Source organism: Streptomyces sp. NPDC016851, assembly GCF_055562795.1.
In genome coordinates this window covers 23,352-49,325 of the sequence record NZ_JBVHEP010000042.1, presented here as the reverse complement: position 1 = coordinate 49,325, position 25,974 = coordinate 23,352, and the positions used below count along the sequence as shown (strand labels likewise).

General features: G+C 69.5%; 23 protein-coding genes and 3 pseudogenes. 13 read left to right on the top strand and 13 right to left on the bottom strand.

What is annotated here, in order from left to right:
• A pseudogene (locus ACZ3I3_RS39920) lies at nucleotides 1-237 on the bottom strand (ABC transporter substrate-binding protein); the annotation flags it as partial.
• 412 nt (nucleotides 238-649) lie between these two features.
• Between ACZ3I3_RS39920 and ACZ3I3_RS39915 the strand changes: the two are divergent.
• From ACZ3I3_RS39915 to ACZ3I3_RS39900, 4 genes and pseudogenes are all read left to right on the top strand, one after another.
• Nucleotides 650-1,948: an NAD(P)/FAD-dependent oxidoreductase gene (locus tag ACZ3I3_RS39915; protein ID WP_467372708.1), complete on the top strand. Its 1,299-nt coding sequence runs from the start codon at nucleotides 650-652 to the stop codon at nucleotides 1,946-1,948.
• A gap of 119 nt (nucleotides 1,949-2,067) precedes the next feature.
• A complete protein-coding gene (locus tag ACZ3I3_RS39910) occupies nucleotides 2,068-2,781 on the top strand; it encodes a GntR family transcriptional regulator (protein WP_467372707.1) in 714 nt (237 codons plus the stop codon).
• Between the two features lie 268 nt (nucleotides 2,782-3,049).
• Nucleotides 3,050-3,229: a hypothetical protein gene (locus ACZ3I3_RS39905; RefSeq protein WP_467372706.1), complete on the top strand. Its 180-nt coding sequence runs from the start codon at nucleotides 3,050-3,052 to the stop codon at nucleotides 3,227-3,229.
• Between the two features lie 26 nt (nucleotides 3,230-3,255).
• Nucleotides 3,256-3,686, top strand: a pseudogene (locus ACZ3I3_RS39900) (DUF475 domain-containing protein); the annotation flags it as partial.
• A gap of 8 nt (nucleotides 3,687-3,694) precedes the next feature.
• Here the strand turns inward: ACZ3I3_RS39900 and ACZ3I3_RS39895 are convergent.
• A complete protein-coding gene (locus ACZ3I3_RS39895) occupies nucleotides 3,695-5,995 on the bottom strand; it encodes an FdhF/YdeP family oxidoreductase (protein WP_467372705.1) in 2,301 nt (766 codons plus the stop codon).
• A gap of 781 nt (nucleotides 5,996-6,776) precedes the next feature.
• Between ACZ3I3_RS39895 and ACZ3I3_RS39890 the strand changes: the two genes are divergently transcribed.
• Nucleotides 6,777-7,385 carry a hypothetical protein gene (locus ACZ3I3_RS39890; protein ID WP_467372704.1) on the top strand — a complete coding sequence of 203 codons (609 nt, stop codon included), beginning with the start codon at nucleotides 6,777-6,779 and terminating at the stop codon, nucleotides 7,383-7,385.
• Between the two features lie 81 nt (nucleotides 7,386-7,466).
• Here ACZ3I3_RS39890 and ACZ3I3_RS39885 read toward each other — a convergent pair whose 3' ends face one another.
• The 5 genes and pseudogenes from ACZ3I3_RS39885 to ACZ3I3_RS39865 all read right to left on the bottom strand — a co-directional run bounded on the left by ACZ3I3_RS39885 (nucleotide 7,467) and on the right by ACZ3I3_RS39865 (nucleotide 10,774).
• Nucleotides 7,467-7,898 carry a hypothetical protein gene (locus ACZ3I3_RS39885; protein ID WP_467372702.1) on the bottom strand — a complete coding sequence of 144 codons (432 nt, stop codon included), beginning with the start codon at nucleotides 7,896-7,898 and terminating at the stop codon, nucleotides 7,467-7,469.
• A gap of 172 nt (nucleotides 7,899-8,070) precedes the next feature.
• Nucleotides 8,071-8,283: pseudogene (locus ACZ3I3_RS39880) on the bottom strand (IS110 family transposase); the annotation flags it as partial.
• Between the two features lie 44 nt (nucleotides 8,284-8,327).
• The gene (locus tag ACZ3I3_RS39875) at nucleotides 8,328-9,062 is read right to left on the bottom strand and encodes an SDR family NAD(P)-dependent oxidoreductase (protein WP_467372701.1); all 735 of its coding nucleotides are present in this window, start codon (nucleotides 9,060-9,062) and stop codon (nucleotides 8,328-8,330) included.
• Between the two features lie 59 nt (nucleotides 9,063-9,121).
• On the bottom strand, nucleotides 9,122-10,228 hold the full coding sequence (locus ACZ3I3_RS39870) for an alanine racemase (RefSeq protein WP_467372700.1): 1,107 nt from the start codon (nucleotides 10,226-10,228) through the stop codon (nucleotides 9,122-9,124).
• A gap of 15 nt (nucleotides 10,229-10,243) precedes the next feature.
• Nucleotides 10,244-10,774: a RidA family protein gene (locus tag ACZ3I3_RS39865; protein ID WP_467372699.1), complete on the bottom strand. Its 531-nt coding sequence runs from the start codon at nucleotides 10,772-10,774 to the stop codon at nucleotides 10,244-10,246.
• A gap of 163 nt (nucleotides 10,775-10,937) precedes the next feature.
• Here ACZ3I3_RS39865 and ACZ3I3_RS39860 point away from each other — a divergent pair, with 163 nt between their 5' ends.
• On the top strand, nucleotides 10,938-11,618 hold the full coding sequence (locus tag ACZ3I3_RS39860) for a haloacid dehalogenase type II (protein WP_467372698.1): 681 nt from the start codon (nucleotides 10,938-10,940) through the stop codon (nucleotides 11,616-11,618).
• 66 nt (nucleotides 11,619-11,684) lie between these two features.
• Here ACZ3I3_RS39860 and ACZ3I3_RS39855 read toward each other — a convergent pair whose 3' ends face one another.
• Together ACZ3I3_RS39855 and ACZ3I3_RS39850 are read right to left on the bottom strand one after the other, a co-directional pair.
• Nucleotides 11,685-12,362 carry a response regulator gene (locus ACZ3I3_RS39855; protein WP_467372696.1) on the bottom strand — a complete coding sequence of 226 codons (678 nt, stop codon included), beginning with the start codon at nucleotides 12,360-12,362 and terminating at the stop codon, nucleotides 11,685-11,687.
• On the bottom strand, nucleotides 12,363-13,544 hold the full coding sequence (locus ACZ3I3_RS39850) for a sensor histidine kinase (RefSeq protein WP_467372710.1): 1,182 nt from the start codon (nucleotides 13,542-13,544) through the stop codon (nucleotides 12,363-12,365).
• Between the two features lie 291 nt (nucleotides 13,545-13,835).
• Here ACZ3I3_RS39850 and ACZ3I3_RS39845 point away from each other — a divergent pair, with 291 nt between their 5' ends.
• Together ACZ3I3_RS39845 and ACZ3I3_RS39840 are read left to right on the top strand one after the other, a co-directional pair.
• Nucleotides 13,836-15,323 carry an alpha/beta hydrolase gene (locus ACZ3I3_RS39845; RefSeq protein ID WP_467372694.1) on the top strand — a complete coding sequence of 496 codons (1,488 nt, stop codon included), beginning with the start codon at nucleotides 13,836-13,838 and terminating at the stop codon, nucleotides 15,321-15,323.
• 13 nt (nucleotides 15,324-15,336) lie between these two features.
• On the top strand, nucleotides 15,337-15,990 hold the full coding sequence (locus tag ACZ3I3_RS39840; protein ID WP_467372693.1) for a hypothetical protein: 654 nt from the start codon (nucleotides 15,337-15,339) through the stop codon (nucleotides 15,988-15,990).
• A gap of 18 nt (nucleotides 15,991-16,008) precedes the next feature.
• Here the strand turns inward: ACZ3I3_RS39840 and ACZ3I3_RS39835 are convergent, their stop codons facing one another.
• Complete coding sequence (locus ACZ3I3_RS39835; protein ID WP_467372692.1) at nucleotides 16,009-17,913, bottom strand: TerD family protein; 1,905 nt, start codon at nucleotides 17,911-17,913, stop codon at nucleotides 16,009-16,011.
• 207 nt (nucleotides 17,914-18,120) lie between these two features.
• Between ACZ3I3_RS39835 and ACZ3I3_RS39830 the strand changes: the two genes are divergently transcribed.
• Nucleotides 18,121-19,035, top strand: a complete 915-nt coding sequence (locus ACZ3I3_RS39830; RefSeq protein WP_467372691.1) for a HipA family kinase — start codon at nucleotides 18,121-18,123, stop codon at nucleotides 19,033-19,035.
• On the top strand, nucleotides 19,032-19,325 hold the full coding sequence (locus ACZ3I3_RS39825) for an Rdx family protein (protein ID WP_020271934.1): 294 nt from the start codon (nucleotides 19,032-19,034) through the stop codon (nucleotides 19,323-19,325). Before ACZ3I3_RS39830 ends, ACZ3I3_RS39825 begins: the two co-directional genes overlap by 4 nt.
• 4 nt (nucleotides 19,326-19,329) lie before the next feature.
• Here ACZ3I3_RS39825 and aceB read toward each other — a convergent pair whose 3' ends face one another.
• Nucleotides 19,330-20,955: a malate synthase A gene (gene aceB / locus ACZ3I3_RS39820; RefSeq protein WP_467372689.1), complete on the bottom strand. Its 1,626-nt coding sequence runs from the start codon at nucleotides 20,953-20,955 to the stop codon at nucleotides 19,330-19,332.
• 208 nt (nucleotides 20,956-21,163) lie between these two features.
• The gene (locus ACZ3I3_RS39815) at nucleotides 21,164-21,778 is read right to left on the bottom strand and encodes a nucleotidyltransferase family protein (RefSeq protein ID WP_467372688.1); all 615 of its coding nucleotides are present in this window, start codon (nucleotides 21,776-21,778) and stop codon (nucleotides 21,164-21,166) included.
• A 231-nt stretch (nucleotides 21,779-22,009) separates the two neighbouring features.
• Here ACZ3I3_RS39815 and ACZ3I3_RS39810 point away from each other — a divergent pair, with 231 nt between their 5' ends.
• Both ACZ3I3_RS39810 and ACZ3I3_RS39805 read left to right on the top strand, forming a co-directional pair.
• Nucleotides 22,010-22,303, top strand: coding sequence for a DUF5955 family protein (locus tag ACZ3I3_RS39810; RefSeq protein WP_467372709.1), 294 nt, complete (start codon nucleotides 22,010-22,012; stop codon nucleotides 22,301-22,303).
• A gap of 134 nt (nucleotides 22,304-22,437) precedes the next feature.
• On the top strand, nucleotides 22,438-23,400 hold the full coding sequence (locus tag ACZ3I3_RS39805) for an IS481 family transposase (RefSeq protein ID WP_467372687.1): 963 nt from the start codon (nucleotides 22,438-22,440) through the stop codon (nucleotides 23,398-23,400).
• A gap of 142 nt (nucleotides 23,401-23,542) precedes the next feature.
• Here ACZ3I3_RS39805 and ACZ3I3_RS39800 read toward each other — a convergent pair whose 3' ends face one another.
• The gene (locus ACZ3I3_RS39800; RefSeq protein ID WP_086564176.1) at nucleotides 23,543-24,340 is read right to left on the bottom strand and encodes an IclR family transcriptional regulator; all 798 of its coding nucleotides are present in this window, start codon (nucleotides 24,338-24,340) and stop codon (nucleotides 23,543-23,545) included.
• 266 nt (nucleotides 24,341-24,606) lie between these two features.
• Here ACZ3I3_RS39800 and allB point away from each other — a divergent pair, with 266 nt between their 5' ends.
• Nucleotides 24,607-25,947 carry an allantoinase AllB gene (gene allB / locus ACZ3I3_RS39795; RefSeq protein WP_467372686.1) on the top strand — a complete coding sequence of 447 codons (1,341 nt, stop codon included), beginning with the start codon at nucleotides 24,607-24,609 and terminating at the stop codon, nucleotides 25,945-25,947.
• Nucleotides 25,948-25,974 lie beyond the last annotated feature (27 nt).

The window sequence follows — 25,974 nt, the reverse complement described above, 5'->3', positions numbered from 1 at the left end:
CTTGACCTGGATGCCGGTCTCCTGCGTGAACGGCGTGTAGATCGCCTTCTGAAGCGCCGCACCGTAGGAACCGCCGCTGTCGCGGACGACCACCGACTTGCCGCCGCCCTTGGCGCTGCCGGACGAGGTCCGGCTGGTGCCGGTGCCGCAAGCCGCGAGGGAGGGCACGGCGGTGAGGGCGGCCAGGCCGCCGACTCCGCGCAGGAGCGCTCTCCGGCCGATCTGGGGATCACTCATGGCAAAACTCCTCGTCTAGGGACGCGTGGGACTGACTGAGCGGGGATGGGCTGAGAGGGATGCCCTGCGGCTGCGCAAGGGCGACGGGCCCCGTGCCGGGGGTGACGGTGAGCCCGTGTGTATCCGGGGAGATCGCCCGGCGGTGTTGGTGTGACCTCGAACCCGAGGGACGGCGATCACTGTCCGGAGGGGGACTTCGGACCGCGTTCAGCGCTATTTCGGGAAACGTCGCGCTAAAAGTGGCAAGAGAATGACACCGGGACTTGGGGGAGTCAAGGGGTGCATGCCGCCGTCGTGATCAGCCTCCGGCACATCAAGAAAGGTCACCCTAACCCCCCTTCTGCTAACTGTTGACAGCTGACAGAGTGCCATCTACGGTCGTGTCGAACAACCCCCGAGAAGGGACCCATCGATGAGCGACCTGAGATTCAGGCCGGCCGACGTCTCCTACTGGCTGGACACCGCCCCGCAAGGGCCTGACCGTTCCGGGACCGAGGTGAGCGGGCACGTCGACGTGGCGGTGGTCGGGGCAGGCCTGACCGGGCTCTCCGCGGCCCTCCATCTCGCCCGCAAGGGAGCGAAGGTCGCGGTCCTGGAGAAGGACACCGTGGCCTTCGGTGCGTCGGGCCGCAACGGCGGCATGGCCACCACGGGGCTGTCGATCGGCACCCGCGACGCGATCGCCCGCTACGGTTTCGAGACCGCGCGCCGGTACCTCGAGACCTACCACGACGCGGTCGACACCATCGAGAAGCTGGTCACCGACGAGAGCATCGACTGCGACTTCGCCCGTTCGGGCAAGCTGGTCCTGGCCTCCAAGCCGGCTCACTTCGAGGGCCTGCGCAAGACCCACGAGCTGTCCGACCGGATCGGGCTCGACAAGACCCGCCTGGTACCCAGGAGCGAGATCCACTCGGAGATCGGCTCCGACCTCTACCACGGCGCGATGGTCGACACCAAGAGCGCCGGACTGCACGTCGGCAAGTACACCCGTGGCCTGGGCGAGGCCGCGGCCCGGGCGGGCGCTCAGATCCACGAGCAGGCACCGGTCGAGCAGGTCCGACGGCTGGGCGGCACCCAGCACGAGGTGGTCACCGCGCGCGGGACCGTCCGGGCCGACCAGGTCCTCGTCGCGACCAGCGGCTACACCGGCCGTCCGTTCCGCTGGCTGCAGCGGAGGATCGCACCCGTCGGCAGCTTCATCATCGTGACCGAGCCGCTGGGCCAGGACCTCTGCGACCAGATCATGCCGACCCGGCGGATGGCGTCGACGTCCATGAACCTCCTGAACTACTTCCGGATCACCCCGGACCAGCGGTTGCTGTTCGGCGGCCGCGCCCGGTTCGCCATGTCCGGCCCGCAGTCGGACGCGAAGAGCGGCCGCATCCTGCACAAGGCGATGACCGAGGTCTTCCCGCAGCTCTCGCGCACCCGCGTCGACTACTGCTGGGGCGGCCTCGTCGACATGACCATGGACCGGATGGTGCACGCCGGCGAGCAGGACGGGCTGTTCTACTCGGTCGGCTACTCCGGCCACGGCGTCCAGATGGCCACGTACATGGGCAAGCAGATGGCGCAGTACATGGACGGGACGACGGACGCCAACCCCTGGCGCGACCTGTCCTTCCCGCGGATACCCGGCCACTTCGGCCCGCCGTGGTTCCTGCCCTTCGCAGGTGCCTACTACAAGTTCAAGGACCTCATCGCATAAGGACCCCATCCCCGGCATTACCATGATCGGACAGGGCCTGGATGTGAAGAAGAGCGGACGCAAGCGCGCAGCGTTCAGGGCGCTGCGCAGCGGACCGTGACCGACGAGAGGGAAGCCCTGTGAGTGAAGAGCCTGCACGGCCCGTCCGCCTGCCTCGCGAGACGTTCGCCTCGATGGTGCTCGAACGCCTCCGGGAGGACATCATCGACGGCACCCTCGCCGCCGGCACACAGCTGAGCGAGGTGGAGCTGGCCAAGAGCTTCGGGGTCAGCCGTGGGCCGATCCGTGAGGCGCTGCAGCGGCTGATCCAGGAGGGGCTGCTCCGCGGCGAGCCGCACCGGAGGGTCTCCGTCCCGGTCCTCACCAAGGAAGACATCACCGACATCTACCTGGCTCGTACGGCCCTGGAGTCCGCCGCGGTCCAGTCCATCATCGCCTCCGGCAAGGCGGAGGAGACGTACAAGGAACTGGACAGGAACGTCAGGGCGGAGGCCGCCGCCGAGGCGGCCGGCGACTGGCAAACGGCGGAGAAGTACGACCTGGAGTTCCACACCATCTTGGTCGCCGCCTCCGGCAGCCAGCGACTCCAGCGCATGTTCAGCACGCTGATCTCCGAGACCCGCCTGTGCATGGGCGCCCTCACCGCGGAGGGCGCCCGGCACGATCCGAAGGCCCCCAACCCGGGCGAGGTCACTCACCGCCACATCAGCGAGCTGATCCGCGACGGCGACAGCGCGGGCGCCCTGGCAGCGCTGAAGAAGCACTTCGACGACTCGGTGGTAACCCTCGCCGGCCGGGGCGGCGAGGCCGAGCAGGCGCCGCCTGCGAAGTAGGAATGCGGGGAGCCCGCGCGCACCGGGAGCAGGTGCGCGAGCGGGATGTCCCAGTTGTGCTCGGATATGCATCGGATCCGCTTGGGGATCTCCGCCTCGTTCGGCATCGAGTCCGCAGAGTAGAGGTATGAACGGTTCGCCATGGATGGCGACGCTAGCACCGGGGGCCGACAACGCCGGCGCCCTCGGAATCCTCCATTCCGGTCAGAGCGCGCGGGAGGATCGCGGCCCGGGTCCGCCCCGGGTCCGGGCGTAGTTCAACAGGTAATTGGAGCAGTCCAAGCTGTTCTGCTGCATCCGGGTGGACCCTCGCGCCGGCCCCAACCGGCTGATCTGGCGGATGACGGTGCGCACGCCGAAGCTGCGGGAGTTCGTGAGCCTGGGCTATACGGTCGTCGTGGTCGGGTCGGAGCTGGACGGCGGCGATGGTGCCCCCGACTGGTTGTGACCGGTGTAGCGAGCGGTCAAGCAGAGGGCAGGCAGGTCCCGGCGGTCGCCCTCGCCGACAAGGCGGCGTTCTTCCTCTTCCTCCACCTGGAGGTCCTCGACGCGTCCTTCTCCTTCGACGGCGTGATCGGCGCCTTCGCCTCACCAATCACATCTTCTGGATGGCCCTCGGCCTTGGCATCGGCGCCATGTACGTCCGCTCGCTCACGGTCTACCTGGTCCGTCAGGGCACCCTCGACGACTACGTCTACCTGGGGCACGGCGCCCACTACGCGATCGGCGCGTTGGCCGTGATCCTGCTGATCACCATCCGGCACCAGATCAGCGAGATCATCACCGGCCTGGTCGGGGTGTTCCTGATCGCGGCCTCGTTCCTCTCATCGGTCCGCCGCAACAAGGCGCTCGCGGCCGCCGGGACCGAGGACCCGACCTCACAGCAGGGTGAGTCCCGCCTCTGACCTGACCGTCACACCGAAGCTCCCCCGTCGGAGGGTTCGATGCGGATCACGATGGATTTGGTCACCGGCGTGTTACTGGTCTCGGCCGTGGAGTCCAGGGAGACCAGCACGTTCGTCTCCGGGTAGTAGGCGGCGGCGCAGCCGCGCGGCGTCGGATAGCGGACGGCGCGGAAGCCTGGGGCGCGGCGTTCACCGTCCGGGTTGACGCTGATCAGATCGACCAGGTCGCCGTCGTGGAGGTGGAGGTCGCGGAGGTCCTTCCGGTTGAGGAAGACGACCCGCCGTCCTCCCTTGATGCCGCGGTAACGGTCGTCGAGGCCGTAGACGGTGGTGTTGAACTGGTCGTGCGACCGTACCGTCGTCAGCAGCAGGTGTCCCGGCGGAACTTCGGGCGCGGTCGGTGGGTTGACCGTGAACTGCGCCTTGCCGGTCGACGTGGGGAAGGTGCGGGAGTCGCGCGGTGCCCGGGGGAGCATGAAGCCGCCGGGCTGCCGGACGCGCTCCTCGTATGCGTGGAATCCGGGGCAGACGTGCTCGATGTGGCGGCGGATCACGGCGTAGTCGTCGCGCATGCCGCGCCAGCCGAGGTCGTCGCCGAAGAGAGCGTGCCCGAGGTCGGCGACGATCGCGACCTCGCTGCGCAGGTGCGGTGATCCCGGAAGGAGCCGTCCGTGCGACGAGTGCACCATGGCCATCGTGTCCTCGACCGTCACGAACTGCTCACCGGAGGCCTGCCGGTCGCGCTCGGTGCGGCCGAGGCAGGGCAGCAGCAACGCCTCGGTGCCGTGGCACAGATGGGACCGGTTCAGCTTGGTCGCGACGTGGACGGTGAGGGCGCAGTTGGCCAGCGCGGTCTCCGTGACCTGCGTGTCCGGCGTGGCCGCGGCGAAGTTGCCGCCGAGGCCCATGAACACGTCGACCTCACCGTCGCGCATGGCCTTGATCGAGCCGACGGTGTCCAGGCCGTGGGCACGGGGCGGGTCGAACCCGAACTCGTCGCGGAGCCTGTCCAGGAACGGTTGCGGCATCCTCTCCCAGATCCCCATGCTGCGGTCGCCCTGGACGTTGCTGTGCCCGCGGATCGGGGCGGGCCCGGCACCAGGGCGCCCGATATTGCCGCGCAACAGGAGAAAGTTGACGATCTCGCGGATGGTTGCCACGGCGTTGCGGTGCTGGGTGAGGCCCATCGCCCAGCAGACGATGACGCTGTCCGCGGCGAGCACGTCGGCCGCGCAGTCCTCGATCAGGCGGCGGGGCAGGCCGGCCATCGTCTCGATCTGCGACCAGTCCAGGGCACGCCATGCCGTTGCGGCCGCTTCGAAGCCGTCGCAGTACCGGTCGATGAAGTGGTGGTCGAGCACGGAGCCCGGCTGGGAGTCCTCCCGGTCGACCAGGGTGCGGTTCAGGCCCGCGAAAAGGGCCAGATCGCCGTTGATGCGCACCGGGAGCCAGCGGTCGGCGAGCTGCGTGCCCGGGCCGACCAGGCCGCGCGCGGTCTGTGGGTTGTGATAGCGGCCGAACCCGGCTTCGGGGAGCGGGTTGGCTGCGATGATGCGGGCGCCGCGCCGCTTGGCCTGTTCGAGCGCGCTGAGCATGCGGGGGTGGCAGGTGCCGGGGTTCTGGCCCACGATGATGATCAAGTCCGCGTAATCGGTGATGTCGGAGATCGTGATGAGACCTTTTCCGACGCCGATGGTCGCGCTCAGGGCCTCGCCGCTCGACTCGTGGCACATGTTCGAGCAGTCGGGCAGATTGTTCGTGCCGAGCCTGCGCGCCAGCAACTGGTAGAGGAAGGCGGCCTCGTTGCTCGTCCGGCCGCTGGTGTAGAAGACGGCACGGTTCGGATCGGCGAGGCCGAGCAGGCGATCGGCGGTGAGCGCGAGCGCGTTCTCCCACGAGATGGGCGCGTAGTGCGTCGCGCCGGGGGCGAGGTGCATCGGCTGGGCCAGCCGGCCCTGCGACTCCAGCCAGTGACCGTCCCGCTCCCGCAGGTCAGCGACGGAGTGCTCGGCGAAGAACGCCGCGTCGACGCGTTTGCGTGTGGCCTCCCAGGCGACGGCCTTCGCGCCGTTCTCACAGAACTCCGCGATCTTCCGGTGGTCGGGATCGGGGTCGCCCCACGCACAGCTCGGACAGTCGAAGCCGTCGACGTGGTTCACCTTCAACAGCGTCTGCAGACTCCGCTTCGGCCCCATTTCGGCCATGGAATACCGCGCGGATTCGGTGATGCCGTGAATTCCGACGCTGGCCTTCTCGGGTCCTGAGGAGGTCACATCCGATACGGACGGTTTGATCGGTTTCTCAGCCATGACTGCCTCTTTGCCCTATACAGGGACTATCGTATGCGAGAGCAAAGTCGACCGCAGCCGTCGCCTCACTCCGAGCAATTCCCGGCCGTCAGAACAGCCAGTCTTCTGCCGTGGACGGGCGGGCCTGGTCGGAACCGCCGTGGTGCTTCACGTCGTGGACCCGGTCTCCGACGAGACCTCGCCGACACCGTCACCGCCATGACTGGCATGACTCCCCAGCTGCAGCCAGCCGACCTGAGACTCCTGCTCGACGACGTCCCCGACCCCAAGTTGTCCACGTCCTACCTGCTCAACGCGCAGTCCGACGTCCTGCCGCTGGCCGGCATGACGGCCCAGCTCGACGCCCTCGAAGCGTGGTGCCGTACAAGCCGCCCCACCGACGTCACCGGGCCCCGGCCCGGCAACCCCACGGCCCGCGGATGGACCGGCGGTTTCCTCGCCGTCGACTACGCGGAGACCCGCCGCGATCAGGTCGACCAGGTCCTCGAGTCCTCGCCTCTCGCCACACCAGCGCCCCCGTGCGCGTCCTGCTGCCGGCCCGTGGCCGCGACAACTGGTGGCCCTCACTACGCCGTGTCCGGCGGGGCTCCATTCTCGGGTTCTCTGCGGTCTCTGCGACTCGAGCCGCCCCGCAGGCCAACGCCCGGCTCCACGCTCGGGACAATCAGTTTCACAACGCGGTCCCGGCCGTGGCGGCGTATCCCTGGCCCACCGGTTCTACGCGGGACTCCCTCCCGGCCCGCTGTGCTGCAATGAGCATCCGGAGGTCGAGGAGCTGATCATGGACGAGGGCGCACGTTCCCGGGCACTGGTTGACGCGTTCGTCCGGTACTTGGACGCGGCAGGGCCCCAGCAGCTCAATTCGCGTGCCCGTGGTCTGGCGCGCGACCTCGCGCGGGCCTACGGGGTGGCCTCCGGCGATGCCCGTTTCCTTGCCCTCGCCGAAGTCCGCGACACAGCCCGGAGCCTGCGCTCCGATTTTCGACGGGGGCAGAAGCGGCGGGGCAAGGCCCACTCGCGTGCCCGCAGGAGCTCGGGCGGCCATAGTGATGGAGCGGCGTACATCAGCATCTACACCGAAAGGGAGTATGACCTCTATTCGGTCGCCCGTTCCCATATTCACGGGATCATACGCAGCATCACCCGCGACCTGGCACGTGAGGCGGCCGCTGCTCGTGCGCAGGGTGTGTCCCGGGTGACCGCCGTCTCGCGTCGCCTGGTCGAGTTGGCCGTACGGCCAGCCGTCGGGACACCGTCGCAGCGCCGGAGGCGGTTCTGGTCGGACCTCGACGAACTGGCACGAGGTGCCCACCCGCGTAGCGCCCAACTGTCCTACGCCGTCGGGGCGTTGCTTCTGCGACTGAGAGAGTCCGTGCGGCCCGGCTCGTGATCCGGCAGCTGACTGAGATGCCCGCCGCAACGGCTGCAAGGCGTGCCGGTCATCCCCTGTGCGAGCGCGCCGAGCCCTACATCAGTAATCGCTCAGGTCAATGAGAACGTTGGCGTGCGGGTCATCGGACGGGCGATGAAGGTGGGGATTGTTCAGGTACCCCGGAGACTGAATAGCCCCCAGCAAGCGGCCCAGTTCGAAGTTGGTGCGCACCGTGTCTTCCAGCGCCCAGGCATCGGAGAGGCGGTCGACGAGTACCTCGGTGTCCGGCTCGTCCTGGAACGCTGGCGGGCCGAACCCATCGTTCCTCCGTACTGCAGGAAGCCAGTGCGGCACCTGGACGGCGGCAAACGGTGGATGAAAGAACCGGCCGCCATGGCGGCGGCCGCTGAGCGTATCGCCCAGGCCGTCGGCGAGGACCCGGCCCGGGCGGTACGCCTGCTGGCCGAGACCGAGGCCACCGGCCAGTCCTGCACCCTCACCCCTGCCGATCTCGGGCTCGGGCGTCCTCACTTCCCCGAACCCTCCGTCGTGGGCGCCGGCCCCGAGCAAGGGCACGCCACACGACCTGACCTCAACAGGGCTACCGGACACAGGGAGTTCACAACATCCACGTGATCCCCTCTGGCTTGATCAGGATTGAACCTGACTCAAATATGCGTTCGAGTAGCCGTCTTCCAGACCCTCATGGCCTGGTCGGCGCGAGAGGTGCGAAGGCTCGGTTGTCGCGCAGGAGGGCCCACAGGACACTGGTGCGCCAGCGGGCGAGCGCGATAACGGCCCCGCTTCTTGGAGTAGAAGTCAGGTTGCCGGTGCGACGCCCCGAGTCCCTCGGAGCTGGCACCAGCTCCGCTGCGGAGGCCAGATGGCCAGCGTCCGGGTAAGTCGACAGGTCACCGGGCAACGATTCGATGATCAGCACCGCTGCCGAAGCAGGTGTTGTCAGAAGGCGGTGTAGCCGCCGTCCACGGGGAGGACCGCTCCGGTGACGTAGGACGACTCGGGCGAGGCGAGGAACAGGACCGCGTTTGCGATCTCCTCCGGGGTGGCGAGGCGCTGGAGCGGTATCTGGGCCTCGCGCTGACGTCGGTAGGCCTCGGGGTCGGCCCGGCGCTGGAACGACGCCTCGATGACGGGTGTGACGGTCAGGCCCGGAGCGACGACATTGACCCGGATGTTGCGCGGAGCCCATTCGATGGCCGCGCCCTTGGCCAGCATGATGAGGCCTCCCTTGGCGGCCGAGTACAGCACTTCGTCGGGCTTGCCCACCATGCCGAGCCGTGAGCCGACACAGACGAACGAGCCGCCCGCTTCGGGCATGAGCGGCGCGAAGTGCTTCATCACCAGGAACGCGCTGAGCAGGTTGCTGTGGAGCACGTTCTTCGCGTCCTCGTACGCCATGTCGGTGAGCGGGCCGCTGACCTGCAGGCCGTGGTTGAGGACGACGACGTCGACGGTTCCGACGGTGTCGGCGGCCCGCTGGGCCAGGCTCGCGACGAACGCCTCGTCGTTGAGGTCACCGGGGACGTACAGGTCGTCGGGCCGGGCGGTGTCCAGTTGTTCCCTGCGGCCGGTGAGGAGCAGCCGTGCGCCCTCGCCGCGGAAGCGGGAGCTCACCGCCTCCCCGATTCCGCTGCCGGCTCCGGTCACCAGCGCCGTGAGCTTGTCGAGTCTCATCCTCAGTCACTCTTTTCTGTGTCGGGCAACAAGGGGGGAGGGCAGTGCTGTGAGGCCGCTCAGCTGAGGAGCCCCCGGGCCGCGACCGGCCACCTCCGCGGCATCGTGCCCTGCGAGTCGGTCACGAGCAGGTCTTCGAAGTTGTTCACGACCGGGCACACGTGGTTGGGCACCACCGGGAGCACGGTTCCGACGCCGGGCCGCTGCTCCCCGGGGGGCACGGCGAGAAAGCCGTGGTACTCGTTGAGCTTGGACAGCACGGCCTTCGTGCCGGCGATCTGGCCGTACCCGCGCTGCGGGTCGCCGTCCCGGCCGAGGGCCTTGGTGCCGACGTCGAGGATGACCTGGCCCGGAACCCGGTCGCTGACGACCGTGGCCGCGACGAACAACGCGATCTGGTCCTCGTCACAGGCGCCGAGCCGGGTGTTGTCCATGTCGCAGAAGACGTACTCGCCCGGACGGATCTCGGTGATCAGGCTGCTGGTGGAGAACGCGACCGTGGGCGTGGAGCCCGCACTCACCACCTCGGCGCTCACCCCGACGCCGGCGAAGCTGCGCACAGCGGTGGCCAGTGCGATCTCCTGGTCCCGCGCGGCGAGCGCGCGAGCGGCCGGGCCGGAGCTTCCGTGACCCGGGTAGGTGTAGACGCCCACGGGTACCAGCCCACGCTTCCGGGCGGCGAGGGCGAGATCCCCCGCGGCCTCGGGCGGCGCACCCGACCGGCCGGCTCCGCAGTCGACCTCGACCACGATCTCGAGCCGTTCCGGCTCGTCGCCCATCGCGTCGGCGAGGGCCTCGATGGCCGCGACGTTGTCGGCCCCCACCCGCAGCCGGGTGGTCGCGGCGAGCGAGCGGATCCGCTCACCCTTGGTTCCCGCAGGCCAGACCGGATAGGCGAGGAAGATGTCGTCGAAGCCCGCGTCGGCGAAGACCTTCGCCTCACCGATGGTGCCCGCGGTGATCCCGACGGCCCCCGCCTCGATCTGGAGCCTCCCGATCTCCACGCACTTGTGCGTCTTGACGTGAGGCCTGACCCGCACGTCGTGCTGGGCGGCGAATCCCTGCATCCGGTCGATGTTCCGCTGCATGACGTCGATCAGCACGATGGGAGCGGGTGTGTCCACGCGCTCGACCAGTGCGTCGAGTGCTCGTTGAAGCCGGTGCACGCTGCGCTCCTGAGATCAAGGGTGGGAAAGGGAAGAGAAGGCGCGCGTCCCGCCGTCCTCGGACGAACGAGTCGCTCCCGTCGTGCAGACCATCTGGATCTCGACAGGACTGTTGCGCGGCAGTCCGGCGACACCGATCGCGGTACGGGCGTGCCGCCCGTTCTCGCCGAGCACCTCGACGAGCAGGTCACTCGCCGCGTCGGCGACCCGTGACTGTTCACCGAACTCCGGCGTACTGGCGACGAAGACCAGCATCTGCACGATCCGGACCCGGTCCAGGCCGCCCACCGCGTCCGCGGCGGTGGCAAGGCAGTTCACCACCGCTTGACGCGCCAGGCCCCGCGCCGTCTCCGTCTCGACGTCCCGGCCGACGATGCCCTGCCCCAGCAGCACACCGTTCTTGTACGGCAGTTGCCCCGACACGTGCACGCTGGAGCCGGCCGAGCGGTGGTTCACATACGTCGTGTCACTGCCGACACGAGGAAGCGTGAAGCCGAGGGACTCTAGGCGCTCCGAAGCCGAACCGGATGGCGTGCTGGTTTCCACTGGTCCTCCTGTGCGTCCAGGCGCCCCACACGAGGCAGCCGGGGAGAGCGACACTAGGACCAGCTTTGATAACTGTCAACAGTTTGCTGTTTACAGTCCCTGGCCGTATGGTCGACCATCGACAGCCGGGTGGCTGCGCCCGTGACCGATCACTGGAGGAACCGTGAGATTCGAGAGCAAGCCGAAGTTCGTCGCGTTCGACATGAACGGGACGCTGATCCACTTCCGCATCAACGAGGTGATCCGCCGGGTCCTGGGCGACCGGCTCCCGGCCGAGATCGCCGACGACTTCCTGAAGACCGGCAACCAGTACCGGATCGACGAGTGCCTGGGCGCGTACCAGCCGTTCCACCAGGTCGTCGCCCACTCGCTGGAGCGGACCATGCGCAGATTCGGCCTGGAGTACCGCGAGGGCGACGGTCAGGCGGTGTACGAGGAGATCCCCACGTGGGGCCCGTACCCCGGTGTCAGCGAGGCGCTGCGGCGCCTGGCCGAGGAGTACCCGCTGGTGATCGTGACGAACTCCGACGACGTGCATGCGAAGCGCCTCGTGGAGAACCTCCAGGCCCCGTTCGAGGTCGTGATCACCGCCGAGGAGATGGGCGTCTACAAGCCACGGCTCCGTGCGTTCGAGTACACGCTGGACAAGCTCGGCGTGGCACCCGACGAGATCGTGTGGGTCTCTGCGAGCCCGAAGTACGACCTCCGCACCGCGGCCACCATAGGCATCAAGAACAAGGTGTACATGGACCGCGGCTTCGAGCACGACGAGCACTGGCTCGACTACAAGCGGATCACCGACATCGCCGACCTGCCCGTCCTTCTCGGCCTGCCCCGCCCTTGACGTAGTTCGATGTGGCACATGGAGTCCGGCGAGCGCGCCGCCTGGCTCGTGCCGGCTGCAGGCTGGTCATTCCTCCGCGTCGCGGACCAGGAGTGCGATCTGTACCCGGTTCTCGACCGCCAGCTTGGCGAACAGGTTGCCTGTGTGTGCCTTGACGGTCGCGATGCTGATGCGCAGCCGCTGGGCGATCTCCGGGTTGCCCAGTCCGTCCGCGATGGCCCGAGCGGTTTCGAGTTCTCGTTCGGTCAGTGTGGACAGCTGTTTCCGTGCGGCTTCGCGGGATGAGCTGCGAGCGTGAGCGGACTGCGGGCCGGTGGCTGCGGCGATCACCCGTGCCGTGGCCGCTGGAGACAGCACGGGGTTGCCGTCCGCGACGGTCCGCACCGCGTCGAGAATCTGCGGCGGTTGGGTGTCTTTGAGGACGAAGCCGAGGGCTCCGGCGCGCAGTGCGCCGAGCACCAGATCATCGGAGTCGAATGTGGTCAGCATGAGCACCCGCGGCGGTGCCGGCCGGGTGAGGAGTTCCCGGGTCGCGCTGAGACCGTCACGGCCGGGCATGCGTACGTCCATCAGTACGACGTCCGGCCGCTGCTCGTCCACCACGGTGATCGCGGCGTCCCCGTCGGCCGCCTCCGCGACCACGGTCAGGTCCGGTTCGCCGTCGATGACGAGCCGCAGCGCCATGCGCACCAGCTGTTCGTCGTCGACGATGACGACGCGCAACGGCTCCTGCTCGCTGTCCACTCAGGTTCTCTTTTCGTGGGTGGGGTCCGGCCAGGGTAGTTGTGCGGTGACGAGGTATCCGTTGTCGGGTGTGGGGTGGTGGTTGAGTTCTCCGCCGGCGAGGTTGATTCGTTCGATGAGGCCGAGCAGACCGAATCCCGATGCCGGTGGTTGTGCGTTCCTTGTGGTCGCCGGGGAGTTGCGGACGCTGACGTTGAGTTTGTCGCCGGCTTTTCCTTCGAGGGTGATGTGTACGTGTGCGCCTGGGGCGTGTTTGGCGGCGTTGGTGAGTCCTTCCTGGACGATCCGGTAGCAGGTGCGTCCGACGACGTCGGACGGTCTTCCCGTCACGGTGGTGGTGAGCGTGACGTCCAGTCCGGATGTGCGGGCGTCGGCCACCAGGTCGGGGATGCAGTTGAGGGAAGGCTGGGGTGGTTCCGGGCGGCCCGGGTCGGCCCGGAGCACACCGAGGACATCCCGTAGTTCTTCCAAGGCCTGGTGGGAGCCATCGGCGATGCCACGGACCAGCACGCGGTTTTCCTCTGCTGCGAGGTCGCTGCGGTGGTTCAGCACTCCGGCCTGCATGGCGACAAGGGAGATCCGGTGCGCGAGCACGTCGTGCATCTCGCGGGCGATCCGGTTCCGTTCCAAGGCCCGTGCCTGCGCCGCTCGTGCGGTCTGTTCCCGCTCCGCGCTCTCCGCCCGGTCTCGCAAGGACCGCACTTCGGCACGCCGCGCGCCGATGGCCATGCCCACGGCCACCGCGATGCCCGCGGTCAGTGCCGGGAACGCGAGCTGGAACCACAACGAGCCGGGCGGCATCTGGACCGGATAGAGCCCGACGGCGATCTGTGACGCGGTCACGTAGGCCAGCCCGACGACCCCGATCTCCACCGGACGGCGACGGGTGGAGATCGAGGCCAGCGCCAGAAGCGCGGCGCCGGTGGCGAGTCCCGACACGGTGGAGGCGATCGCGACCGTCATGGCGGCGGCGAGCGGGAACCGCCGTCTCCACAGCAGCACCGTCAGGCAGCCGAGAGCCACCAGCGGATCACCGATGAGGAACCAGGAGCCCGCTTCGGCCCCCTGCTGGTGCAGCAGCACACCGGTGGAGAGCCAGACCGGTACGCCCAGTGCCGCGGCCGCCGCCAGCCGCCCGGTCTGCTGCCACCCCCCGAGCCGTGGCGCGACGTCTGTATTCACCTGGCCATTGTCGCGACACCGTACGGCCGGTGAGTCAGACCTGGGGCTGATGTGCCCTTGGACCAGAGTCGAATCACCGTCTCGACTCTGGTCGAAGGTGATGCGAGCCGCCGGGCCGATGTGCCGGCGGCGCCGCACGGACAGACTCATCGAGGCGGTCGGGATGGTGATCACAGCCCTGCCCGCCCCAGCGGTGCCCGGCGGGGCCGCCCCAAGCACGCCCGTTTCGGCGCCCCCATGCGTCCCCATGCGTCCCCATGCACCCCCATGCACCCCTCAGGAGGACATCAGATGCACCGAGCTTTGTCCCTCGCCGTCGCCGCCACCGCGGTGGCGGCGACCACGATTCCGGGAGTGCCGGTGGCGGCGACGCCAACGCCGGACACCGTGCGATGGGGCCCGTGCCAGGAGAAGGCCGCCTCAGAGAAGACCGCCTCAGAGAAGGCCGCCTTGCCCCGTCTGGAGTGCTCGACGCTCGAAGTCCCCTTGGACTACCGGGATCCGGACGGCCGGCAGATCGAGATCGCGATCTCCCGGCTGGCGAGCAAGGAACCCTCGCAGCGCCGCGGCGTCCTGCTGACCAGTCCGGGCGGCCCCGGCATCACGGGACTCGGCTACCCGGCCGTCCTCGCCGCAGTCGGGCTGCCGCAGGAGGTGCTGGACTCCTACGACCTGATCGGCTTCGACCCGCGTGGCGTCGGCCGCAGCACGCCGGTGACCTGTGATCTGACGCCGGAGCAGCAGGCACGCGGCAACGTCCCGCCGTACGCACACACCGCGGCCGATGTCGCGCGCGAGGCGCCGAACGCGCGGGCCATCGCCGAGCAGTGCGCCACCTCACGGACGGCGTGGATGCTGCCGCACACCACCACCGCGAACACCGCGCGCGACATGGACCGGATCCGGGCGGCGCTGGGCGAGCCGAAGCTCTCGTACCTCGGTGCCTCCTACGGCAGCTACCTCGGCGCGGTGTACACGACGATGTTCCCGAAGCGCAGCGACCGGGTCGTGCTCGACAGCAACCTGGGCCCCGGCGGTTACGACGTCACGGCCATGCGGTTGCTCGCCCGTGGAATGGAGGACCGGTTCCCGGACTTCGCGGCGTACGCGGCCGCGCACCCCGAGTACGGTCTGGGCACCACGCCGGAGCAGGTGAGGGCGAAGTTCTTCGATCTCGCGGAGCGGCTGGAGGCGGAACCGGTCCAGGGCTTCGACGCGACGTCGTTCCGCGGGGTGACGTTCGACCGCCTCTACAGCGATGCGGACATGCCCCTGGTGGCCAAGACCTGGCAGGCCCTCGACACGGACCAGCCGCCGCCGACGACCCCGTCGTTTCCGAACATGGAGAACTTCATGTCCGCGCGCTTTTCGGTGATATGCGGCGATACACGCTGGCCGGAGACGGTCCGGGAGTATCAGCGCAACGTCGCGGTCGACCGGCTGAAATACCCGATGCTGGGCGGGTCCACGGCCAGCATCGGACCGTGCGCGTTCTGGCCGGACGAGCGGGTCGAGCCGCCGGTGCGCATCGGTGACCGGGGCCCGTCGAACGTACTCATGGCGCAGAACGAACGCGACCCGGGGACGCCGCTGGTCGGCGCCCAAGAGCTGCGGCGGGCGTTCGGGAAGCGGGCCACGATGGTGACGGCCGACCAGGGCGGGCACGGTGTCTACCCGTTCGGGCCCAACACGTGCGCGAACGACGCGGTGACCGCGTTCCTGACCACCGGGAAGCGCCCGTCACAGGACCTCGCCTGCGCAGCGGAACCCAGCAAGTAACAGGAGGAGAGGCATGCTCAAGGAGTGGCGGCATCGTCGGGCTGTGCAGCGGGTCAAGCCCGGGGACGGGCGACCGTTGAAGCGTTTCCGCTGGTGGCAGATGCTTACCCGCGCACTCTTCCATCTTCGGCTGATGAACGACGACGGCCGGCAGACGGACTACGCCGTCGACGTCAAGCATCAGAATCAGTCGGAGGGCTACGTCAAGGCCCACCTGTACCTCGATGGCAGGCATCACGCCGAGTCCAAAGTGCCTGCCGCCTTCCCCGTTCAGGGCGGCACCATCGAAGTGAGGACGAGCGCCTTCGGGCTCAAGCGCTGCCACTACGTCACCGCCGAGGGGGCCGAGCACCAGCTCATCCCGGACCCCGCCTCCGCCGAAGGGCGCCGCGCGCGCCTCGACCGCGCGCACCCCGCACTGAGCCGCTGGATGGGTTTCCTCTCGTCGGTCGTGCTCGTCATCGGCCTGGTTCTCCTGATCCTTCAGCTCGCCGAACAGGTCACCCGGTCGCCGGAGGGCGTCGCCCAGTACGTCGGGACCTTCACCTCGCCCATCGATCTGTCGGCATGGGGCAACGTCGTGGTCGGGCTCGTAACTGTGGCGGCCAGCACGGAGCGGGCGCTGCGGCTGCGCTACAACTGGCTGCTCGACGGCGGGGCGGGCTGACCTTCTGCGGCACGTCGTTCAGCCGGCGATGTCGACCCCGTATCCGCGTGCGAGGGCGTCGAGACCGTGGTCGTAGCCCTGGCCGACGGCGCGTAGGCGCCACGCCGGGCCTCTGCGGTAGATCTCCGCGAGCAGCATGGTGCGTTCGGTGGTGGCGGCGTCCAGGGTGGCCCGGGCGAGCGGTGCCCCACTGCTGCCGGGGGCGGCACCGATCTGGATCGCACCGACCGTCCCGAAGGTGGCGGTGCCGTCGATGGCGGCAGCGACGACGACCTTGCGCGTCGCGGGCGGCAGGGAGGCCAGGTTGAGGGCGATGGTCTGTTCGGCGGGGCCGCCGGTGAGCAGTCGCACGGTTCCGGCGGGGCTCTCGGGAGCGCCGTAGAAGATGAAGTCCTCGTCGAAGGTGACCTGTTCGTCCTCGTCGAGGAGGAAGGCGACGACGTCGATTTCGTAGTCGGTCTGCGGGGCCCAGCCGGCGGTGACGTACCACTCCGGCGCGGGGCTGCCGTGCGGCATGGGCAGGTCGATGACACCGCCTCTCGGCATCACGTGCGGCTCCTGAGTCCGGGGCGCGGCCGGGGCGGTGGCGGTCGGAGCGGTGAGCCAGTGGAGGTCGCGCACGGGGAGTTCGAGGGCTGTGATGCGGCTCATGCGCCGGTCGCCCTGCCCTCCCTCCAGGAGTACGACGTCGGTGACACTGGCGGACAGGTTGATCGCCGCGGACCCGCCCAGCTCGACGATACGGGTGCGAGCCGCAGCGGCATCGGCATGTACACCACCGAGCACCAGCACGCGACGCCCGGCCAGCGGCTTGTCCAAGGTGCCGACGCAGGAAACCGGTTGGCGCGGAGCGGGTACTGGCACACCGGGGGCGGCCGTGGGGAGGGCTGGGGCTTCCGGGACGGGTGCCACAGAGGTCGTGACGGGCGCCAACTCCACGGGTCCGACGACTGGTTCTGCTTCCGGCTCGGCCTCCGGCGCGACAGTGGCGGCTGTCGCCTCATGTGCTGTCCCCGGCCGTACGTCGGCCAACAGCCGCAGGAAGGCGTGCTCGTCGATAACCGGCACGCCCTCGGCAACCGCGCGTCGGGCCTTTGCCGAACCGGACGCCGGTTCATTGGTGACCAGCACGCTGGTGTGCCGGCTGACGGACGTCATCATGTTCAGCCCGGCGGCGACCGCCCGCCCGACCAGTTCCGCCCGGGCATGGGCGGTCTCACCGGTGATCGCGACCTTCATCCCCTGCTGGAGGGGCCCGCCGGGAGTCAGCCGTCCCGGATTGCGGTAGGCGCAGGGTGTCTTCGGTGGATTCGGCGTGAACTGCGACTCCGCCCGGGGCGGGCAGGTCACCAGCGGTAAGGGCAGATCGAGCCGCGCTGCCTCGCGCAGCGATGCCCGCAGGATCCCGGCCAGCACACGGGTGTCGTCCAGCGCATCGTGCGCACGCTGCTGGGGGACGCCGTAATGGGCGGCGAGGGTGCCGAGCTTCATGTCGTCCGTCGGCGGATCCACCTGGCGATTCAGAGCCAGGGTGCACAGCCGCTGCGACACCGGCAGCCACATCCGCGCACGGGCGAACTCGTAGGCCAGGAAGTCGTAGTCGAACTGGGCGTTGTGGGCGACCAGGACCCGGTCCTGGAGCATCGCCCCGATCCGCCCGGCGACCTGGTCGAACGTCGGCGCACCCCGCAGTCGCTCGACGGTCAGCCCGTGCACCTCCACCGGTCCCGGATCACACCCCGGATTGAGCAGTGTCGAGAACTCCCCGGTCTGCTCGCCGTCCGGGCCGATCGTGATCACCGCGACGGACAGCACGCGATCTCGCCGGGCTATGAGACCCGACGTCTCCACATCGACCAAGGCCCAGTCACAGGCGTAGTCGCCCAGCGCGGGCACATCGAAGGAGGTGGAGACGAGACTCATGGCGGCAAGGATGATCTGATATCCAGCCCTCCTTCAACCGGTATGCCGATTTGCCATGGTTTGGGGCGCTGCAGCGAGGTGGTCCCAGAGAGTCCGTCGTGACCGTGGCGCGGTGGCTCGGACACTCCTCCCCAGCGATCACCCTCGGTTACTATGCTCACTTCATGCCGGAGGCCGGACGGAGTAAGGGGCAGGTGACCTGAGGGCATGCTGAGAGAGGTCACGGCGACCCGCTACGTGGCACCCCTGACGTCCGGCGGCTCCGTGCCCGGCATCGTCGAGGCCGACGACCTGGGCACGTACGTCGTGAAGTTCACCGGCTCCGCGCAGGGCCGCAAGGCGCTGGTCGCCGAGGTGATCGTGGGGGAGCTGGCCCGCGCCCTCGGTCTGCGCTTCCCCGAGCTGGTGCTGGTGCACTTCGACCCGGTGATAGCCGGGGACGAGCCGCATCAGGAGGTGCGGGACCTGCACGCGGCCAGCGCGGGCGTGAACCTCGGCATGGACTACCTCCCGGGCGCCCGGGACTTCACGCCGGAGATCGCGCAGGTCTTCCCCGTCGATCCCCTGGAGGCGGGGCGGATCGTCTGGCTCGACGCCCTGACCGTGAACGTGGACCGCACGGTGCACAGCTCCAACCTGATGGTCTGGCCCACCCTGGGCGTCGCGCCCCCGCGCCTGTGGCTGATCGACCACGGTGCCGCGCTCGTCTTCCACCACCGCTGGGACGGCACCGACCCCGCCAAGGCCTACGACTTCCGGCACCACGCCCTCGGCCACTACGGGCCCGACGTGCGGGCCGCCGACGCCGAGCTCGCTCCCCGGGTGACCGAGGATCTGCTGCGCCGGATCCTCGCGGAGGTCCCGGACGCCTGGCTCGCGGACGAGCCGGGCTTCACCGGCCTGCAGGAGGCACGCGAGGCGTACGTGGCGTACCTCCACGCGCGTGTGCGGGCCTCCGGGGCCTGGCTGCCCACCGACTTCCCCGGCCGCGAGGAGCTCGCCGCCGAGGAGGCGCGCCGGGCGGCGCGCAGCCGGCAAGGACGCCCCGCGTGGCTCCGGCAGGTCCCCGACCTGCACGGCAAGCCCGCGGCCGAACAGGATTGGTCGGTGCACCTCGGATGAGTGGCCGTGTCGAGATCGAGTACTGCACCCAGTGCCGCTGGCTGCCCCGCGCGGCCTGGCTGGCGCAGGAGCTGCTGACGACCTTCGAGTCCGAGCTGACGGAGCTGGCGCTGAAGCCCGGCACGGGCGGGGTGTTCGTCGTCCGCGTCGGCGACGAGGTCGTCTGGGACCGCCGAGAGCAGGGCTTCCCGGAACCGACGGCCGTGAAGCGGGCCGTACGCGACCGAGTGGCCCCGGGGAAACCCCTGGGCCACTCGGACAAGCCGTCCGCCGAGCCGTCCGCGGACTGAGTGGTCAGCCCTTGAGTCGCTCGTACGCCGGCAGCGTCAGGAAGTCGGCGTAGTCCTCGTCGAGGGCGACCGTCAGCAGCAGGTCGTGCGCCTGCTGCCAGTTGCCGGCCGCGAAGGCCTCCTCGCCGATCTCGGCCTTGATGTTCGCCAGTTCCTCGGCGGCGACCTTGCGGGCCAGGTCGGCGGTGACCTGCTCGCCGTTGTCGAGGACGACGCCCGCGTTGATCCACTGCCAGATCTGGGAGCGGGAGATCTCGGCGGTGGCGGCGTCCTCCATCAGGTTGAAGATCGCGACCGCGCCGAGGCCGCGCAGCCAGGCCTCGATGTAGCGGATGCCGACCTGCACGGCGTTCACCAGACCCGCGTACGTGGGCTTGGCGTCCAGCGAGTCGATCGCGATCAGGTCGGCCGCCTTGACGTCGACGTCCTCGCGCAGCCGGTCCTTCTGGTTGGGCTTGTAGCCGAGGACCTTGTCGAAGGACTCCATGGCGATGGGCACCAGGTCGGGGTGGGCGACCCAGGAGCCGTCGAAACCGTCGTTCGCCTCGCGGTCCTTGTCGGCCCGGACCTTCTCGAAGGCGACCTTGTTGACCTCCGCGTCCCGGCGGGACGGAATGAACGCCGCCATGCCGCCGATCGCATGCGCGCCGCGCTTGTGGCAGGTGCGGACGAGGAGTTCGGTGTACGCGCGCATGAACGGGGCCGTCATCGTCACCGCGTTGCGGTCCGGCAGGACGAACCTGGCGCCGCCGTCCCGGAAGTTCTTGACGATGGAGAACAGGTAGTCCCAGCGGCCCGCGTTCAGCCCGGAGGCGTGGTCGCGCAGCTCGTAGAGGATCTCCTCCATCTCGTACGCGGCTGTGATCGTCTCGATCAGCACGGTGGCGCGCACGGTGCCCTGGGGGATGCCGAGGTAGTCCTGCGCGAAGACGAAGACCTCGTTCCAGAGGCGGGCCTCCAGGTGCGACTCCGTCTTGGGCAGGTAGAAGTACGGGCCCTTGCCCAGGCCCAGCAGGCGCTTGGCGTTGTGGAAGAAGTACAGGCCGAAGTCGACGAGCGCGCCGGGCACGGGGGTGCCGTCCGCGTCGACGAGGTGACGCTCGTTCAGGTGCCAGCCGCGCGGGCGCATGACGACCGTGGCGAGTTCCTCGTTCGCCTTCAGGGCGTACGACTTGCCCGACTTCGGGTCCGTGAAGTCGATGTTCCGCGTGTAGGCGTCGATCAGGTTGAGCTGGCCGAGGACCACGTTCTCCCAGGTGGGCGCGGAAGCGTCCTCGAAGTCCGCGAGCCACACCTTCGCGCCCGAGTTGAGGGCGTTGATGGTCATCTTGCGGTCGGTCGGGCCGGTGATCTCCACCCGCCGGTCGTTCAGGGCGTCGGGGGACGGGGCGACCTTCCAGGAGTCGTCGGCGCGGATCGCGGCGGTCTCCGGGAGGAAGTCGAGGGTTGAGGTGCGGGCGATCTCGGCGCGGCGCTCGGCGCGGCGGGCGAGGAGTTCGTCACGCCGGGGCGTGAACCGCCGGTGCAGCTCGGCCACGAAGGCGAGCGCCGCTTCGGTGAGGACCTCCTCCTGCCGGGGCAGGGGTTCGGCGTCGACGATGGCCAGCGGGGACGGCGCTGGTGCGGACATGAACGGTCACTTCCTTCAGCGAGCTGTGAAGACGAGCCGGCGGTTCGGCACCGGGTGCCAGTCTTCCCGGATACGGCGTTCGAACGCCCGCGGGGGCCTCGGGCGCTTCTGAACAGTGGATACTAGTTTCCTCATAGTGGAAGTTCAATCATCTGTTGATGTCGAGATTCTCCGGGTCGAGGAAAGGTGGCGCTCCGTGCCACCCCGCTCACTCAAGGTGGGCCAGGTCGGCCTCGGTGTCGATGTCGAAGGGCCGGGCCACGTCCCCGCACTCGACGAGCGTGATCGCCGGCTCGCGCTCCTTCAGATAGGCGCGTGCCCCCCGGTCCCCGGTCGCAGTCGCCGCGACACCGGTCCAGTGGGCGGCGCCGAACAGCACCGGATGGCCGCGCACCCCGTCGTAGGCGGCCGACACCAGTGACTTCTCGTCCTCGAATGCGGTGAGCACCCGGGTCACCGCCTCCGGGCCGATGCCGGGCTGGTCGACGAGCGAGACCAGGGCGGCCGTCGCGCCCGTGCCCGCGAGCGAGTCCAGCCCGGCCCGCAGGGACGTCCCCATGCCCTGTTCCCAGTCCGGGTTGGCGACCAGTACGCAACCCGGCAGTACGGCCCGGGCCCGGACCTCGTCCTCCCGTGCGCCCAGTACGACGTGGACCCGCTCGCAGCCGCCCTCGCGCAACACCCGTACCGCGTGCTCCACGAGGGGGCGTCCCCGATGGGTGAGCAGCGCCTTGGGGCGTCCGCCGAGCCGCCGCCCGCCCCCGGCGGCCAGCAGCACCCCGGCAACCGCACCCGTCCTATTCCGCGTCTCCCATGTCGTCATGGATCCTGCATACCGCACGACCTCGGGCCGGAAAGTCACGCAGCGAAACAAGTCGATGACGCAATGGACTGGCGCCTGGTGGCCCGCGTCGTTTACTGTCGCCCGCACCGACCGGCCGGGCGGCCGACCGGCGCCCGGTGTGGGGGACTTCGCGTCGGAAGGGCACGCGCACGACGGAGTGCGAGGGGGAGGACTGTGTTGCGGAGCGTTGAGCAGAAGCGGCAGGGGTCTGTGACCGGCGGCGGCGAGGATCCGCGCGTGACGGAGCTGCGCTCCGCCGTCGCCCGGCTGCGCCGCCGGCTCGCCGCGCATCCCGGCGAGTTCGCGGACCGGACCATCGCCGAGGAGGAACTGGCCGCCCTGGACGCGATGGCGGCCGACGGCGCCCCGGAGATCCCGCGGCTGCGCCGCTCCCTCCTGCTGATCGCGGGCGCGATCGGCTCGGTGAGCGCGCTCGCCCCGGAACTGACGGAGGTCCGCCACGCCGTCGACCTCTTCGGAGGGCCGGTGCGGGGGCAGGGCTAGGAGGGCTGGGGCTAGGTGTGTTGTCCGGGGACGTTGGTGACAGGCGACACGCTGTGAGTGGTCCTTGAACGGGGCGAGGGCCTCTGGGTTCGGTGTGGATTGCGAAGTCTGCACCGACGCCCAGGAGGCCCTCGTTGTTCCACCGTAATGCCCCGCTGACCGCGACCGGCAGGCTGCGTCTGGCCCGGTGTGTCGTCAACGACGGATGGCCGCTACGGCGGGCCGCGGAACGCTTCCAGGTCAGCCACACCACCGCAGCCCGCTGGGCAGCCCGATACCGCAAGCACGGGCCCGCCGGAATGCAGGACCGCTCAAGCCGCCCACACCACCAGCCCCGCCGCACCCCAAACACCCTGGAGGAACGGGTCGTGCGCCTGCTCCGCGAGCATCGCATCGGACCGGTACGGCTGGCCGCCCGATGCGGCATCGCGGCCTCCACCGCCCACCGCATTCTGCGCCGTCACTACCTGCCCGCTCTGGCCGCCACCGACCGGGCCACCGGTGAACCCGTCCGCCGCTTTGAGCGCTCCCGGCCCGGCGAACTGCTCCACATCGACGTCAAGAAGCTCGGCCGCATCCCCGACGGCGGCGGCCACAAGGTCCTCGGCCGGGCGGCCGGCCGGGCCAACCAGGACCGCCGCAACGGCACCGGATACGCCTACCTGCATACCGCCCTGGACGACCACTCCCGCCTGGCCTACACCGAAGACCTGCCCGACGAGAAGGCCGCCACCTGCGCGGCCTTCTTACGACGAGCAACCGCCTGGTTCGCCGCCCACGGCGTCACCGTCGAGCGCGTCCTGACCGACAACGCCTGGGCCTACACCAAGAACACCTGGCGCGACGCCTGCCGCGACCTGGGCGTCAGCCCCCGTTTCACCCGGCCCTGGCGTCCGCAGACCAACGGCAAGGTCGAACGCTTCCACCGCACCCTGCTCGACGAATGGGCCTACCACCGGCCCTACACCTCAGACGCCGAACGCCAGGCGGCGTTTCCCGACTGGCTGGACTGGTACAACTACCACCGACCCCACACCGGCATCGGCGGCCACACCCCAGCCAGCCGCGTCACCAACCTGTCCGAACAGCACAGCTAGGGCGCCGGTCCTGGCGTGAGACGCCTCCGTTCCTCCGGTTCGGCGGTGGACGGGTGTCCGTTCGTTCCGGCGGTGGGTGGTTTTCCGTCCGGTCCGGCGCTGGACGTGTGTCCGTCCGGGTGCCCGGACAGGGGCGTCGGCGCTACGCGGGGGACTGGGTGGCCAGGGCCTCGGACAGTTCGCCCGCGACCTGCTGGAGCACCGGCACGATCTTCTCCGTCGCCGCCTCCGTGACCCGGCCCGCCGGGCCGGAGATGGAGATGGCCGCGGCCGTGGGGGAGTCGGGCACCGAGACCGCCAGGCAGCGGACGCCGATCTCCTGCTCGTTGTCGTCGATCGCGTAGCCCTGTCGGCGTACGTCCTCCAGCGCCGCGAGGAACCCGTCGGGCGTCGTGATGGTCTTCTCCGTCGCGGCGGGCATGCCCGTACGGTTCAGCAGGGCGCGCACCTCCTCCGGCGGGAAACCGGCGAGCAGGGCCTTGCCCACGCCCGTGGAATGCGGCAGCACGCGCCGGCCGACCTCCGTGAACATCCGCATCGAGTGCTTCGACGGCACCTGCGCCACGTAGACGATCTCGTCCCCGTCCAGCAGCGCCATGTTCGCCGTCTCGCCGGTCTCCTCGACCAGCCGGGCGAGATAGGGCCGTGCCCAGGTGCCCAGCAGGCGGGATGCGGACTCGCCGAGACGGATCAGGCGCGGGCCGAGCGCGTACCGGCGGTTGGACTGCTGCCGTACGTACCCGCAGGCCACCAGCGTGCGCATCAGGCGGTGGATCGTGGGCAGCGGCAGCCCGCTGCTCGCGGACAGCTCGCTCAGGCCGACCTCGCCGCCCGCGTCCGCCATCCGTTCGAGCAGGTCGAAGGCGCGCTCCAGGGACTGGACCCCGCCGTTGGCGGAGGACCGGGCGGAGTCGGTGGTGCTGGCGCTGGACGTCGGCACGGCGCGTTCCTTTCGGGACTGGCGGAAGAGCAGAAGCCTACCCGGCAGTCGGTTGACTCCCCGCTTGTACGTAGCTACGTTCTGCGTACTGGAATTGTAATTCCGCTTTGTGGAAACGTCCAGAGGTGGCCGCGTGGCGGGTGCAGTGGTCCAGTGTGCCCTTGACGGCGCGGGAGAGGGAGTGAAGACTCCTTCAACAGAAAGTTGAATTCCGTTACGCGGAAGTAAACGGATGCAGTGGACGCAAGTGGAAGTTAGGGGTTCGGGTGTCCGACGCTGAACTGGTGCTTCGCTCGACGCGTGTCATCACTCCCGAGGGGACCCGCGCCGCCTCGGTCGCGGTCGCCGCCGGCACGATCACGGCCGTCCTCCCGTACGACGCGCCCGTACCGGAGACCGCCCGCCTGGAGGACCTGGGCGACCACGTCCTGCTGCCCGGCCTGGTCGACACCCACGTGCACGTCAACGATCCCGGCCGCACCGAGTGGGAGGGCTTCTGGACCGCCACCCGCGCCGCCGCGGCCGGCGGCATCACGACCCTCGTCGACATGCCCCTCAACTCCCTCCCGCCCACCACGACCGTCGCGCACCTGCGGACCAAGCAGCAGGTCGCCGCCGACAAGGCGCACATCGACGTCGGCTTCTGGGGCGGCGCCCTGCCGGACAACGTCAAGGACCTGCGCCCGCTGCACGAGGCCGGCGTCTTCGGCTTCAAGGCGTTCCTGTCGCCGTCCGGAGTCGACGAGTTCCCGCACCTCGAACGGGATCCGCTCGCCCGCACCATGGCCGAGATCGCCGCCTTCGACGGCCTGCTCATCGTGCACGCCGAAGACCCCCACCTCCTCGCCTCCGCCCCGCAGCAGCCCGGCCCCAGGTACGCCGACTTCCTCGCCTCCCGCCCGCGCGACGCCGAGGACACCGCCATCGCCCAGCTCATCCGCGAGGCGAAGGCCCTCCACGCGCGCGTGCACGTGCTCCACCTGTCCTCCAGCGACGCCCTGCCGATGATCGCGGAGGCGCGGGCGGAGGGCGTCCGCGTCACCGTGGAGACCTGCCCCCACTACCTGACCCTCACCGCCGAGGAAGTCCCCGACGGGGCCAGCGAGTTCAAGTGCTGCCCGCCGATCCGCGAGGCCGCCAACCAGGACCTGCTGTGGCAGGCGCTGGCCGACGGCACCATCGACTGCGTCGTCACCGACCACTCCCCGTCCACGGCCGACCTGAAGACCGACGACTTCGCGACCGCCTGGGGCGGCATCTCCGGACTCCAGCTGAGCCTGCCGGCGGTGTGGACGGAGGCCCGCAGGCGCGGGCACGGACTGGAGGACGTCGTCCGCTGGATGTCCACGCGGACGTCCGAACTCGTCGGGCTCGACGACCGCAAGGGTGCCATCGCGGCGGGCCGCGACGCCGACTTCGCCGTCCTCGCCCCCGACGAGACCTTCACCGTCGACCCGGCCTCCCTGCAGCACCGCAACCGCGTCACGGCCTACGCCGGCAAGACCCTGTACGGCGTCGTGAAGTCCACCTGGCTGCGCGGACAGCGCATCGTCGCGGACGGCGAGTTCACCGAACCGAAGGGGCGACTCCTCACCCGAACCAACTGATCCCCATCCCGGACTCGAAAGGCAGAC

What these genes read in the sequence shown, in the direction of transcription:
- ACZ3I3_RS39890 (WP_467372704.1), top strand. Translation starts at nt 6,777, where the DNA reads ATGGACGAGGGCGCACGTTCCCGGGCACTGGTTGACGCGTTCGTCCGG.
- ACZ3I3_RS39895 (WP_467372705.1), bottom strand. Translation starts at nt 5,995, where the DNA reads ATGGCTGAGAAACCGATCAAACCGTCCGTATCGGATGTGACCTCCTCA.
- aceB (WP_467372689.1), bottom strand. Translation starts at nt 20,955, where the DNA reads ATGTCCGCACCAGCGCCGTCCCCGCTGGCCATCGTCGACGCCGAACCC.
- ACZ3I3_RS39915 (WP_467372708.1), top strand. Translation starts at nt 650, where the DNA reads ATGAGCGACCTGAGATTCAGGCCGGCCGACGTCTCCTACTGGCTGGAC.
- ACZ3I3_RS39840 (WP_467372693.1), top strand. Translation starts at nt 15,337, where the DNA reads ATGCTCAAGGAGTGGCGGCATCGTCGGGCTGTGCAGCGGGTCAAGCCC.
- ACZ3I3_RS39830 (WP_467372691.1), top strand. Translation starts at nt 18,121, where the DNA reads ATGCTGAGAGAGGTCACGGCGACCCGCTACGTGGCACCCCTGACGTCC.
- ACZ3I3_RS39815 (WP_467372688.1), bottom strand. Translation starts at nt 21,778, where the DNA reads ATGACGACATGGGAGACGCGGAATAGGACGGGTGCGGTTGCCGGGGTG.
- ACZ3I3_RS39835 (WP_467372692.1), bottom strand. Translation starts at nt 17,913, where the DNA reads ATGAGTCTCGTCTCCACCTCCTTCGATGTGCCCGCGCTGGGCGACTAC.
- ACZ3I3_RS39845 (WP_467372694.1), top strand. Translation starts at nt 13,836, where the DNA reads ATGCACCGAGCTTTGTCCCTCGCCGTCGCCGCCACCGCGGTGGCGGCG.
- ACZ3I3_RS39875 (WP_467372701.1), bottom strand. Translation starts at nt 9,062, where the DNA reads ATGAGACTCGACAAGCTCACGGCGCTGGTGACCGGAGCCGGCAGCGGA.
- ACZ3I3_RS39825 (WP_020271934.1), top strand. Translation starts at nt 19,032, where the DNA reads ATGAGTGGCCGTGTCGAGATCGAGTACTGCACCCAGTGCCGCTGGCTG.